The organism is Jiella soli, from assembly GCF_020615385.1.
Lineage (GTDB): Bacteria > Pseudomonadota > Alphaproteobacteria > Rhizobiales > Rhizobiaceae > VKMB-3413.
Genome location: NZ_JAJAVB010000039.1, coordinates 50,381 through 62,171, shown reverse-complemented (window position 1 = coordinate 62,171; position 11,791 = coordinate 50,381). Strand labels below are relative to the sequence as shown.

The following is an 11,791-nucleotide window of genomic DNA, read 5'->3' as shown; positions in this document are numbered from 1 at the left end:
GCCAGACTGCTTTAGGCTTAAAATTCTTCCGCCATTAAGTCCCAAGTCCCGCCGCTTGCCAAGAGGGGTTTCTAGGCATTTTCTGTTTCGCCGATTTTTTGTGCAGAGCGGAAAGAAATGCGGCAGCGCGAAGTGTGGAGGGGCAGTGGCGAAGAATGGCGACGACCGGATGCCGCGACGGTCAGCCGGCGCGACCCTTCGCGACGAGGGCCCGGAAATCCGCCTTCGCCCGTTCCGGCGCCAGCGCGAAGCTCGGCCCGCGGGAGGGCTCCAGCCCGTTCAACCGGTGCAGCTGCACCCACATCTCCGCGCTCTTCAGCCCGACGGCGGCGCAATTGACCACCGGTGCGTGGCCGACGGTGAAGCCGTGCTCGCCGCCGCATAGCAGCCCCGGCAGGACGCCCGCCGGCACGATGACGTCGGCGCCTTCCTCGACCAGCGGCATGGCGCACTTCGTGAAGTCGTCGAGCATCCGCCGCCGCGCCTCGTCATTGCCGGCGAAAGCCTCGGAGAAGTCCTCCGGCCGGCAGGCCATGGCGGTGACATGGCGGACACGGTCGCCCAGTCCGTAGCGCTCGGCCTGCTCCCGGTGCCAGACCTCGAAGACCGGGTCGAGCGTCACGAGACCGAGCCGGCGGCCGAGCTGGGCTGCGGCGAACAGCGTCGCCTCGCCGACGCCGACGATGGGGATCTGCAAGGCGGAGCGCAGCTCGTAAAGGCCGGGATCCTGGAAATGCCCCATGACGACGGCGTCGTAGCCCTCCGCCTCCGCAGCGATGCCGTTGTCGACTGCAAGGACCGCGCAGCGCATCTCGGCGAGGCGTCCGAAGTCGCGGTCGGGCGGCGAGATGCCGGCGACCTCGACGGTCGTGCCGGGGGCCGCGATCTCGTTCAGATAGGCCGACAGCCGCTGCATGTACGGGCGGCTGGCGGTCTCGTCGATGAAGCTCTGCCAGAAGATCCTCATCGCTCGACGAGCCCCTTGATCAGGAACATCTCGGCTTCGTGCGACGTCGCGGTCTGGAGCCAGGCGGCCTCGCTCTGATCGGCCATGCGCCAGGAGAGAAGGGTCACCACGCAGCGGTCGGCCTCCATGTTCAGGACCGGGCCGGGGATCACCCGCGACATGTTGCGGAAGCGCATGGTCTCGAGGCTGGGGCCGACGTCGTAATCGACCATGAGACGCGGCCGGTCGACCTTGAGACGGACAAAGGTCTGCTTGCCGGAGAAGAGCGACGTGCCGACGAAGACGCCGGGCTCGAGCTCGCGCCGGTCGTAGCTGCCGAGCGTCCAGCGGCCCTGGCTCAGCCCCTCGGCCATGATCTCGAAGACGGTCTCGGCCGGCCGGTCGACCGCAATGCTGCTGGAATGGCAATGTGGATCCTGCATCGGGGTCTCCGGAAAGATGGTGGGCACGGAAGGTCGAAACGACCGCGCCAATCGGCGTCGCGAAACTTTAAGCTTAAACTGATCGCGCTTGTCGGGCCTGTCAACGAGGGCTGATGCGTCGGAGGTTGGACCAACGGAGCGGCGGGTCGAGGCGCTCGCTTGGCGGCGCTCTCCGACGAAGCCCGTAAACGCGACAAAAGAGAGGGCAAGTCTGCCTGCGGGAGACGGGCCGGCGGCAATGCGCTCCAGCCGATCCGGAAAAATCGCCCCCGTCTGGGCTTGAAAACTTTAAGCCTAAAGCATTTACTGCCAGCCGTTGGACTGGAGGAAGGCGGATCATGAAGATTGCGGTTCTCGGCGGCGGCAATGGCTCGCATGCGGCGGCGGCGGATCTCTCCGAGGCCGGTCACGCCGTCCGCTTCTGGCGACGCGACGGCGCCGCCTTCGGGCCGATGATCGAAACGCGCACGATCGCCCTTCGCGACTTCAAGGGCCTGCGCGACGTCTCGATCCCGGTCGTCACCGACGATCTCGCGGAGGCCGTGCGCGGCGCCGAACTGATCGTGGCACCGGTGCCGGCCTTCGCGCAGGAGGACCTTGCCCGGCGGCTGGCCCCGCATCTGTCCGATGGCCAGGTGATCTACCTGCCGCCCGGCACCTTCGGCTCCTACCTCATGACGAAGATCCTGCGCGATGCCGGCTCCACCGCCGACGTCGCCATCGCCGAGACCGGCACGCTGCCCTGGCTGACCCGCAAGCACGGCCCGGGCGAGATCGCCATCACCACAAGAGCGACGCGGCTGCCGACCGGCGTCTTTCCCGCCCGCCATTCGAACCACGCCCTTGCGGTCATCTCGCAGGCCTTCCCGGATGCCATCGAGCCGGTCGAGGATGCGCTGTCCGGCGCGTTGATGAATGCCGGGCCCATCATCCATCCGCCGTTGATCCTGATGAATGCCGGGCCGATCGAGCATTTCGACCGATGGGACATCCACAATGAGGGTACGCAAGCCTCGATCCGCCGCGTCCACTCCGCGCTCGACGCCGAGCGGATCGCCGTGCGCGAGGCGCTCGGCTACGGCGCACCGCACTTCCCACTTGCCGACCACTACGAGACGTCGAACTGGATGTACGGCAATCTCGCCCACGACAAGCTGGTCGGCTCCGGCGACTGGCACGAGCATCTCGACCTGAAGGCGCACCGCTACATGCTGGAGGACGTGGCCTGCGGCCTTGCGCTCCTCGTTTCGATCGGGGAATGGGCCGGGGTGCCGGTGCCGGTCGCGGCGGGACTTCTGGCGATCGCCGGCGCGGCCACCGGCAACGACTTCCGCCGGAGCGGCCGCACGCTGGAAGGGCTCGGACTTTCCGAAACGTCGCGCGCGGAGATGCAGGCGCTCCTGAGGGACGGATTGTGATGGCGGCGGCGAGCGCCAGGCCGGTTGTCGCCTGCGTCGGGGCGGGCCGCATGGGCCGCGGCATCGCCCATGCCTTTGCCTATGCCGGCTATGTCGTGCGCCTGATCGACGCCAAGCCGCGCGAGCCGCAGGCATTTGCGGAGATGGCCGATGCGGCGCGGGCGGAGATCCGCGGCAGCCTCGCCATGGTCGCGGGGCTCGGCGGCTTCGATGCGGGCGCGATCGAGCCGATCATGGCGCGCATCTCGATCGTGCCCCTCGACGAGGCGGAGACGGCTCTCGCCGACGCGCGCTTCGTCTTCGAAGCGGTGCCGGAGACGGACGCGGCCAAGCGCGCCGGCCTTGAGCTGATCGACCGCCTCGCCTCGGCGGACGCGATCGTCGCCTCGACGACCTCAACCTATCTCTCGACGCAGCTCGCTGCCTGGAGCGGCCGGCCGGGCCGCTTCCTCAACGCGCACTGGCTCAATCCCGCCTTCATCGTGCCGCTGGTCGAGGTGAGCCCGACCGGCGAGACCGATCCGGCCGTGGTGACCGAACTCAACGCTCTCTTCGAGGCGATCGGCAAGGTCCCGGTCGTCTGCAAGGCCTCGCCCGGCTACATCGTGCCGCGCATCCAGGCGCTCGCGATGAATGAGGCTGCGCGGCTCGTCGAGGAGGGCGTCGCTTCGGCTGAGGACATCGACAAGGCGGTGAAATACGGCTTCGGCTTCCGCTTCGCCGTGCTCGGCCTCCTCGAATTCATCGACTGGGGCGGCGGCGACATACTCTACCATGCCAGCCGCTACATGACCGATGCGATGGGCGACAGGCGGTTCGCGGCGCCGGCAATCGTCGAGGCGAACATGGCGGAAGGCCGCAACGGCCTGCGCGACGGCGTCGGCTTCTACGACTATGCCGCGATGGACGTCCCGGCCTACCGGCAGGAGCGGATGGCGGAATTCCTGGGCATGCTGACGCGCTCGGGCCTCCACCGGCCGCCGGCCCAGCCGGCCGAGGAGAAGGGCGCGGCATGACCGGTCTTCCCGACGCGCCATGTCGGCGAGGGCCGCCGGCCCCGATCTTCCAGGCGGCCATGCCGGCTGTGCGCGGTCGGCGCGATACAGGCGCCGCCTCGATGTGCATGATGAGGAAAATCCGAGCCGGCGTATCCCGCCGACGCCCGTGAACCGATCCAGGAGGCTGATGCAATGTCCCGCTACCAGGCCGATCCCTCTTCCGTGAAGGCGCTCGTCACGCCCGAGCGCGTGCATCGCGACGTTTATACGAGCCCGGAGATCTTTCGGCTGGAGATGGAGCATCTCTTCGCCAACACCTGGGTCTATGTCGGCCATGCGAGCCAGATCCCCAATCCCGGCGACTATCTCTCGAGCGAGATCGGCAACAAGCCGGTGCTGGCCTCTCGGCACAAGGACGGTTCAATCCACGTCCTGCACAATCGCTGCCCGCACAAGGGCACCAAGATCGTCTCCGAGGCCTGCGGCAATACCGGCTTCGTCTTCCGCTGCCCCTATCACGCCTGGCTGTTCAAGACCGACGGCGCGCTGCACGCGATCCCCTATCACCGCGGCTACCAGGACACCGACCTGATGGAGAGCGAGGCGGCGACGGGCCTTCCCCGGGTCGGCGCCTTCAAGGTCTATCGCGACTTCATCTTCGCGCGGCTCGCCAAGGACGGCGTCGACTTCGAGACCTTCTTCGGCGACAGCCTCTCCTCGATCGACAACATGGTCGACCGCTCGCCGGCCGGAAAGCTCGTCCTCGAAGGCGCACCGCTGCGCTACATGCATCCCTGTAACTGGAAGATGCTGGTCGAGAACCAGACCGACACCTGCCACCCCATGGTCGCGCACGAATCCTCGGCCGGCACCGCGGTCTCGGTCTGGGAGCGCGAACAGGCCAAGGGCGGCAAGAAGCCGATGGCCGTCGAGGTCTATGCGCCCTTCATGGCGCCCTATGACTTCTTCGAGAAGATGGGGCTGCGGGTCTGGCCGAACGGCCATGGCCACACCGGCGTCACCACCTCGATCCACGCGGACTACTCCGCCATCCCCGGCTACTTCGACCAGATGGTCGCGGCTTATGGCGAGGAGCGGGCGAAGGCGATCCTCGGCGAGAACCGGCACAACACCTGCTACTTCCCCAACATCATGGTGAAGGGGCCGATCCAGACGCTGCGCGTCTTCAAGCCGATCGCCGCGGACAAGACGCTGGTCGAGAGCTACACCTTCCGCCTCGTCGACGCGCCGGACATGCTGTTCGAGCGGACGCTGATGTACAACCGGCTGATCAACGCTCCGACCTCGATCGTCGGGCACGACGATCTCGAAATGTACGAGCGCGCCCAGCTCGGCCTGATGTCCGACGGCTACGAATGGGTCAACATCCAGCGGCTCTACAAGCCGGGCGAGGCGGACGACGTCACCGAAATTGCCGGCGGCACCTCGGAGCGGCAGATGCGCAACCAGTTCCATGCGTGGGTCAAGTATATGACGATGTCGATGACGCCGGCCGGCCACGGCCTGCAGGAGGCAGCCGAGTGATGACAGAGATCACCGAGAAGGACCTCGTCGACTTCGTCTACCGCGAGGCGCGGCTCCTCGACGAGCTTCGCTACGAGGAATGGCTGTCGCTCTATGCCGAGGACGCGCATTACTGGATGCCGGCTGAATGGCAGCAGACCGATCCGAGGCTGCAGCCCTCGCTGATGTACGAGGACATGCTGCTCCTCAGGATTCGGGTCGAGCGGCTCGCCGGCAACCGCACCTATAGCCAGAAGCCCAGGAGCCGTGCCCAGCACCTGTTGCAGGCGCCGCAGATCGACGAGATGAACGCGGCCGAGAACCGCTACCGCACCTGGACGAGCTTCCACTATGCGGAGACGCGCGGCGACGAGTTCTCCACCTATGCCGGCTGGGCGCGGCACGAGCTGCGGGTCGAAGACGGAGAGCTGAAGATCGTCCTGAAGCGCGTCGACCTCGTCAATTTCGATGCGCCTTTCGGCAATATCCAGCTGTTCATGTGAGCGGGTGACGATGAGCCTTCTTTCCGGCGTCATAGAGGACGCCACGGTCTTCGCCCGCTTCGAACGCACGGCGACCCGCTTTCCGGAACGGCTCTTCCTTGCCGTCCTGCCGGAAACCGCCGCCGTCTACGGGATTCCCTCTGGTGTCGTCACCTATGGCGAGGCGCTGAACCGCGTAAGCCTTCTTGCCGAGGCCTACCGCCGGGCGGGCTATGGGGAGGGCCACCGCGTCGGCCTGCTGCTGCAGAACCGGCCGGATTTCGTCTTCCACTGGTTCGCACTGAACGCCCTCGGCGCCTCAGTCGTGCCGATCAATCCGGATCTTCGGTCCGCCGAACTCGAGTACCTGATCGCACACTCGGAGATGTGCCTGGCGGTGGCGATCCGTGAGCGGATCGAGGATCTTCGGTCGGCCGCAGCGGCGACGGGCGCAGCGCTTGCGGTGATCGCGCCGGACGACGCGCCGCCCGTGGCATCCCGTCCGGCGACTTCGCACGACGATCTCACGCGCGAGACCGAATGCGCGCTGCTCTACACCTCCGGCACGACGGGTAAGCCGAAGGGATGCCTGCTGACCAACGCCTATTTCCTGATCGCCGGCGAATGGTATGCCACGGTCGGCGGGCTCTGCGACCTTCGCGCCGAACCGCCGGAACGCATGCTGACGCCGCTGCCGCTCTTCCACATGAACGCCATGGCCTATTCGCTGATCGCGACGGTAACCGTCGCCGGTTCGACCGCCATCCTCGACCGCTTCCATCCGAAGAGCTGGTGGGACAGCGTGCGGAAATTCGATGCGACCGTCGTCCATTATCTCGGCGTCATGCCGGCCATGCTGATGTCGGCGCCGGAAGGTCCCTCCGATAAGGCACACAAGGTGCGCTTCGGCTTCGGCGCGGGGGTCGACAAGGGCCTCCATGCTCCGTTCGAGGCGCGCTTCGGCTTTCCGTTGCTGGAGGCGTGGGCGATGACCGAGACCGGCGCCGGCGCGGTGATCATCGCGTCCGAAGAGCCGCGGCAGATCGGCACCAGCTGCTTCGGGCGACCGAAGCGGGAGGTCGAGGTCTCGATCCGCACCGATGCAGGGCAGGAGGCCGCTTCGGGCGAGCCGGGCGAACTTCTGGTGCGCGCGGCGGGCGCCGACCCGCGCCGCGGATTCTTCCGCGAATATCTGAAGGACGAGGCGGCCACCACCGCCGCCTGGGCGGACGACTGGTTTCACACGGGTGACGTCGTTTCGCGGGACGCCGAGGGACAGCTGCATTTCGTCGACCGCAAGAAGAACGTCATCCGCCGCTCCGGCGAGAACATCGCTGCGGTCGAGGTGGAGAGCGTGCTCGGACGCCATCCGGCCGTCGCGCAGGTCGCGGTCGCGCCGACGCCGGACCCGGTGCGCGGCGAGGAGGTGGTCGCGCTGATCGTGCCGAAGGAGCCGGACAAGGCCGGGCGAGACCTGGCGGAGGAGATCACGCGCTGGTGCCTGACCCGGCTCGCCTATTACAAGGCGCCGGGCTTCGTCGCCTTCGTGCCCGCGATCCCGCTCACCTCGACCGAGAAGATCCAGCGCGGCGCGTTGAAGGCGGCCGTGGCGGCGGCGCTCGGCAAGGGCGACGCGATCGACACGACGGCCCTGAAGAAGCGGACGGCCTGAGGTGGCGGAGGCAGTCCGACCCTTGCGCGGCAATCCCCGCCGGCCGTATCGCGACGTCGCCGTCGCGGTTCCCGTCAGCATTCCCTATGTCCGCTATTCGACCGATACCGCGCATGCGTGGATCGCTCGGGCGCTGGAGGAGCTGACGAGCCGCGCCGGCATCGCGCCGGCCGATCTCGACGGCCTCTCCGTCTCGAGCTTCACGCTCGCCCCCGACACCGCCGTCGGTCTCACCCAGCATCTCGGCCTCTCGCCGCGCTGGCTCGACAACATTCCGATGGGCGGCGCCAGCGCGGTCGTGGCGCTGCGCCGGGCCGCGCGTGCGGTGGAGGCCGGCGACGCCTCGATCGTCGCCTGCGTCGGCGGCGACGCCAACGAGGTCGACTCGTTCCGCAAGCTGCTCTCGTCCTTCTCGCGCTTCGCCCAGGATGCGAGCTACCCTTATGGCTATGGCGGGCCGAACGGCTCCTTCGCGCTCCTGACCGACCATTACATGCGGGCGTATGGCGCGACCCGCGAGGATTTCGGCAAGATCTGCGTCGCCCAGCGCGACAACGCGCTGACCTATCCCCAGGCGATCATGCGCAAGCCCCTGACGCTCGACGACTACATGAACGCTCGGCCGATCGCCGACCCGATCCACCTCTTCGACTGCGTCATGCCCTGCGCCGGGGCCGAGGCCTTCCTGGTGACCACTGAAGACATCGCCCGCGATCTCGGCTTGAAGCATGCGACGCTGCTCTCCACCATTGAGCGCCACAACGCGTTTCCCGACGATCCCATCCAGATGCGTGGAGGCTGGGCGATGGATGTGGACGAACTCTACGCCATGGCCGGTGCGAAGCCGGACGACGTCGACGTGCTCGAAACCTATGACGACTATCCCGTGATCGTGATGATGCAGTTCGAGGATCTCGGCTTCTGCGGCAAGGGCGAGGGGCCTGAGTTCGTGCGCGGGCATGATCTCACCAATGCCGGCAGCTTCCCGCAGAACACCTCCGGCGGGCAGCTGTCGGCGGGCCAGGCGGGCGCAGCCGGCGGCTATCTGGGCCTGGTCGAGGCGCTGCGCCAGGTGACCGGCCAGTCGCTCTCCTGGCAAGTGGAGAACGCCAGAACCGCACTCGTTTCCGGCTTCGGCATGATCAACTACGATCGTGGGCTCTGCTCCGGTGCGGCGATCCTGCGGGGGGATGGCGCATGACGCACCCGCTCAGCCCCCCGCCCAAGAAGGACCCGCAGCGGGTCACGCGGCCGCCGGAACTGCCGCCGGTGCAGCGCAGCCGCGCCGCGCTCGGCCTCACAGCGGCCGCCGCCCGCGGCGTCTTCGCGCTGCAGGTCTGCGACGAATGCGGCGCGGTCGCCTATCCGCCGCGCGATGCCTGCGGCAAGTGCTTGTCGACCGAACTGCGCTTCCGCCCGGTGCCGGACGGCGGGAACGTCATCGCCGAGACGGTGATCCGCACCAGCACCGATCTCTATTTCCGCGAGCGCACGCCCTGGCGGGTCGGCATGGTGAAGATGGACTGCGGCCCGTCGATCGTTGCCCATCTCCATGGCGATGTCGCGGTTCCCGGGCGCTGCCGCATGGTCGCAAAGCTCGACAAGAGCGGCAATGCCGTCCTGATGGCACAGCCCGAGAAATGGAGCGAGGCGATGGCCGACGATCCGGAATGGCGCGAACTCACCGCGCATCCGAAGTTCCGCCGCGTGCTCGTGACCAGCGGCCGCGAGCCGGTGGGGCAGGCGGTGGCGGCAGCGCTGTCGAAGGCTGGCGCGGCGATCATCTTCGTCGGCATCGCCGAGCCGTGGAAGCCGTTCCCGGGAGAGGCGCAACTGCGGGCGATCCCGAACGTCCAGATCATGCCGCTCGACCTCACCGACACGTCCTCGGTGAGCGAGCTTGCCGGCGAGATTGGCGGCAAGACCGACATCATCGTCAACACCGTGGATCACGTGCGACCCGGCGGGTTCGTTGACGCAGGCAGCCTCGTCACCGCCCGCGAGGCCTTCGATGTCAACGTGTTCGGACTGCAGCGCCTCGCGCAGGCCTTCGGCCCGGGCATGCGGGCGCGCGGCGCCGACGGCGTCAACTCGGCGGCGGCGATCGTCGACGTGCTGCCGGTCCATGCGCTGGCGAATTCGCCGGACTACGGCTTCTACTCCGCCAGCGCCGCGGCCCGCCTTTCGCTGCTGCAGTGCCTCAGGGCCGAGATGCGTCCCGGCGGCGTGCGCGTCATGGGCGTCTTTACGGGGCCCGTCGAGGACGAATGGCGCCAGAACGTGCCGCCGCCGAAGGTCGCGCCGGCGCAGATCGCAAAGGCCGTGGTCACGGCGCTCGCCGAGGGGATCGAGGAGAGCTTCGTCGGCGACGTCGCCAAGGACATCGCGGCACGATTTGCGGCCGATCCGAAGGTGCTGGAACGGGAACTCGGACAATGACGACAGCCGCAGCGCCCTCCGGCGCCGAGCTTCTGCAGGCGCTCGCCGCCGGCATCGTGTCCGGCGGCGTCGAGATCGTCGACCTCACGCATACGCTGTCGCCGGACTTTCCAGTCATGGTCCTGCCGCCGGAATTCGGCCAGTGCCAGCCCTTCCGCATGGAGGAGGTGTCGCGCTACGACGGCCGCGGTCCCGGCTGGTACTGGAACAACATCTCCATGTCCGAGCATGCCGGCACGCATTTCGACGCGCCGGCGCACTGGATTTCCGGCCGCAACCTGCCGCAGGGGACGGTCGACGCTATTCCACTCGACCGACTGACCCGCCCGGCAGTTGTGCTCGACTTCTCGCAGGAGAGCGCGGAAGACGAGGATTTTCTCCTGACCCGCGCACACATCGAAGCCTGGGAAGACAAGCACGGCGCGATCGAACCGGGGGCCTGGGTCCTCTTCCGCACCGACTGGTCGAAGCATCTCGGCAGCGCGAAATATCTCAACCTGCGCGAGAATGGGGCCCATTCGCCAGGCCCGGCGCCGGATGCGATGGAGTTCCTCGTCAAGGAGCGCGGCATCATCGGCTTCGGCACCGAGACGATCGGCACCGACGCTGGGCAGGGCAGCCACCTCTCTCCGCCATATCCCGCGCATTTCATCCTGCACGGCCATGGCCGCTACGGCCTGCAGTGCCTTGCCGGCCTCGATCGCCTGCCGGCCCGCGGTGCCATGCTCTTCGCCGCGCCGCTGAAGATCCGCAACGGATCGGGCAGTCCGCTCCGGGTCTTCGCGCTGGTGCCGCAGAACGAGGAAAGGACCAGCGCATGAGCGAGACGCCGTTCACCGCCGTCGTCACCGGCACGAGTTCCGGCATCGGCCGCGACATCGCGCGACGCATGCTGGAGCGCGGGTGGCGCGTCGTGGGCCTCTCCTGGCAGCCGCACGACTTCGAGCATGCGAACTTCGAGTCGGTCGAAGTCGACCTCCTCGACGAGGCGGCGACCAAGCGCGTCGCCGACGATATCGCCGCGCGTCATGCCGTCAGCCACGTCGTCCACTGCGCCGGCCTGATCTGGCCGAACCTCCTCAGCGACGTGAAGCCGGAGGAGATCGACGGGCTGACCCGGCTGCACGTGACCTCGCCGATGATCCTCAGCCAAGCGATGCTGCCGAAGATGCGCGCGGCCGGATTCGGCCGCATCGTCTTCATCTCGTCGCGTGCGTCCATGGGCGCTGCCTCGCGCACCGCCTATTCCGCCACCAAGGCCGCGGTCCACGGCATGGCGCGGACCTGGGCGCACGAGCTCGGGCCGGACGGCATCACCGTCAACGTCGTCGCGCCCGGCCCGATCCTCACCGACAATTTCTGGGGCATCATCCCGAAGGATTCGGAGCGCCAGCAGCGCCTTGCCGAACAATTGCCGGTGCGCCGCCTCGGCACGGTCGAGGACGTCTCGCGCGCCGTGATGTTCTTCGCCGAGCCCGACGCCGGCTATGTGACGGGGCAGGTGCTCTTTGTCTGTGGCGGCTCCAGCCTCGGCGGTCTGTCGCTGTAGGGACCGGAAGGCGACTCGTCCGTCGCCGGGCCGCAAGTTGGTTGAGTGCCGCTGGCCTCTTGCGGGCGTAGGGGGTCTTTGCGCTTCACGAAAGGCCGAAGGATTATCTGGCGCAGACGGAGGCGCATGAAGTGCCACCCTCGCCGCTTCGTCATTCTCGGGCCCCGTCCCGAGAATCCAGAACACCGCTGCCACGGGCTCTTCTCCTGGTAGGCAGTTCTGCCTCAGCCCGTGTCCGAGGCCGCGACTGGATCCTCGGGACGAGGCCCGAGGATGACGACGGGTAGGGATGGCCGCTGCTCATCTCCAACCTCTGCATT

General features: G+C 67.7%; 11 protein-coding genes. 9 read left to right on the top strand and 2 right to left on the bottom strand.

Going from position 1 to position 11,791, the window contains the following annotated elements; genetic code table 11:
- Nucleotides 1–181 precede the first annotated feature (181 nt).
- A complete protein-coding gene (locus LH400_RS23045) occupies nt 182–967 on the bottom strand; it encodes an aspartate/glutamate racemase family protein (RefSeq protein ID WP_229155814.1) in 786 nt (261 codons plus the stop codon).
- Nucleotides 964–1,389, bottom strand: coding sequence for a hypothetical protein (locus tag LH400_RS23040; RefSeq protein WP_229155813.1), 426 nt, complete (start codon nt 1,387–1,389; stop codon nt 964–966). Before LH400_RS23040 ends, LH400_RS23045 begins: the two co-directional genes overlap by 4 nt.
- Nucleotides 1,390–1,727: 338 nt before the next feature.
- Here LH400_RS23040 and LH400_RS23035 point away from each other — a divergent pair, with 338 nt between their 5' ends.
- The 9 genes from LH400_RS23035 (at nt 1,728) to LH400_RS22995 (ending at nt 11,471) form a co-directional block, all read left to right on the top strand.
- A complete protein-coding gene (locus LH400_RS23035; RefSeq protein ID WP_229155812.1) occupies nt 1,728–2,807 on the top strand; it encodes an NAD/NADP octopine/nopaline dehydrogenase family protein in 1,080 nt (359 codons plus the stop codon).
- Nucleotides 2,807–3,823, top strand: a complete 1,017-nt coding sequence (locus LH400_RS23030; RefSeq protein ID WP_229155811.1) for a 3-hydroxybutyryl-CoA dehydrogenase — start codon at nt 2,807–2,809, stop codon at nt 3,821–3,823. Before LH400_RS23035 ends, LH400_RS23030 begins: the two co-directional genes overlap by 1 nt.
- Before the next feature lie 174 nt (nt 3,824–3,997).
- Complete coding sequence (locus LH400_RS23025; RefSeq protein WP_229155810.1) at nt 3,998–5,350, top strand: aromatic ring-hydroxylating dioxygenase subunit alpha; 1,353 nt, start codon at nt 3,998–4,000, stop codon at nt 5,348–5,350.
- Complete coding sequence (locus LH400_RS23020; protein WP_229155809.1) at nt 5,350–5,832, top strand: aromatic-ring-hydroxylating dioxygenase subunit beta; 483 nt, start codon at nt 5,350–5,352, stop codon at nt 5,830–5,832. The genes LH400_RS23025 and LH400_RS23020 overlap by 1 nt, the downstream gene beginning before the upstream one ends.
- Nucleotides 5,833–5,842: 10 nt before the next feature.
- Nucleotides 5,843–7,483 carry an AMP-binding protein gene (locus LH400_RS23015; RefSeq protein WP_229155808.1) on the top strand — a complete coding sequence of 547 codons (1,641 nt, stop codon included), beginning with the start codon at nt 5,843–5,845 and terminating at the stop codon, nt 7,481–7,483.
- A 22-nt stretch (nt 7,484–7,505) separates the two neighbouring features.
- Nucleotides 7,506–8,684: a thiolase family protein gene (locus tag LH400_RS23010; protein WP_229155964.1), complete on the top strand. Its 1,179-nt coding sequence runs from the start codon at nt 7,506–7,508 to the stop codon at nt 8,682–8,684.
- Nucleotides 8,681–9,922, top strand: coding sequence for an SDR family NAD(P)-dependent oxidoreductase (locus LH400_RS23005; protein ID WP_229155807.1), 1,242 nt, complete (start codon nt 8,681–8,683; stop codon nt 9,920–9,922). Before LH400_RS23010 ends, LH400_RS23005 begins: the two co-directional genes overlap by 4 nt.
- On the top strand, nt 9,919–10,743 hold the full coding sequence (locus tag LH400_RS23000) for a cyclase family protein (protein WP_229155806.1): 825 nt from the start codon (nt 9,919–9,921) through the stop codon (nt 10,741–10,743). Before LH400_RS23005 ends, LH400_RS23000 begins: the two co-directional genes overlap by 4 nt.
- A complete protein-coding gene (locus tag LH400_RS22995) occupies nt 10,740–11,471 on the top strand; it encodes an SDR family NAD(P)-dependent oxidoreductase (RefSeq protein ID WP_229155805.1) in 732 nt (243 codons plus the stop codon). Before LH400_RS23000 ends, LH400_RS22995 begins: the two co-directional genes overlap by 4 nt.
- The last annotated feature ends 320 nt before the right edge of the window (nt 11,472–11,791 follow it).

What these genes read in the sequence shown, in the direction of transcription:
- LH400_RS23045 (WP_229155814.1), bottom strand. Translation starts at nt 967, where the DNA reads ATGAGGATCTTCTGGCAGAGCTTCATCGACGAGACCGCCAGCCGCCCG.
- LH400_RS23040 (WP_229155813.1), bottom strand. Translation starts at nt 1,389, where the DNA reads ATGCAGGATCCACATTGCCATTCCAGCAGCATTGCGGTCGACCGGCCG.
- LH400_RS23035 (WP_229155812.1), top strand. Translation starts at nt 1,728, where the DNA reads ATGAAGATTGCGGTTCTCGGCGGCGGCAATGGCTCGCATGCGGCGGCG.
- LH400_RS23030 (WP_229155811.1), top strand. Translation starts at nt 2,807, where the DNA reads ATGGCGGCGGCGAGCGCCAGGCCGGTTGTCGCCTGCGTCGGGGCGGGC.
- LH400_RS23025 (WP_229155810.1), top strand. Translation starts at nt 3,998, where the DNA reads ATGTCCCGCTACCAGGCCGATCCCTCTTCCGTGAAGGCGCTCGTCACG.
- LH400_RS23020 (WP_229155809.1), top strand. Translation starts at nt 5,350, where the DNA reads ATGACAGAGATCACCGAGAAGGACCTCGTCGACTTCGTCTACCGCGAG.
- LH400_RS23015 (WP_229155808.1), top strand. Translation starts at nt 5,843, where the DNA reads ATGAGCCTTCTTTCCGGCGTCATAGAGGACGCCACGGTCTTCGCCCGC.
- LH400_RS23005 (WP_229155807.1), top strand. Translation starts at nt 8,681, where the DNA reads ATGACGCACCCGCTCAGCCCCCCGCCCAAGAAGGACCCGCAGCGGGTC.
- LH400_RS23000 (WP_229155806.1), top strand. Translation starts at nt 9,919, where the DNA reads ATGACGACAGCCGCAGCGCCCTCCGGCGCCGAGCTTCTGCAGGCGCTC.
- LH400_RS22995 (WP_229155805.1), top strand. Translation starts at nt 10,740, where the DNA reads ATGAGCGAGACGCCGTTCACCGCCGTCGTCACCGGCACGAGTTCCGGC.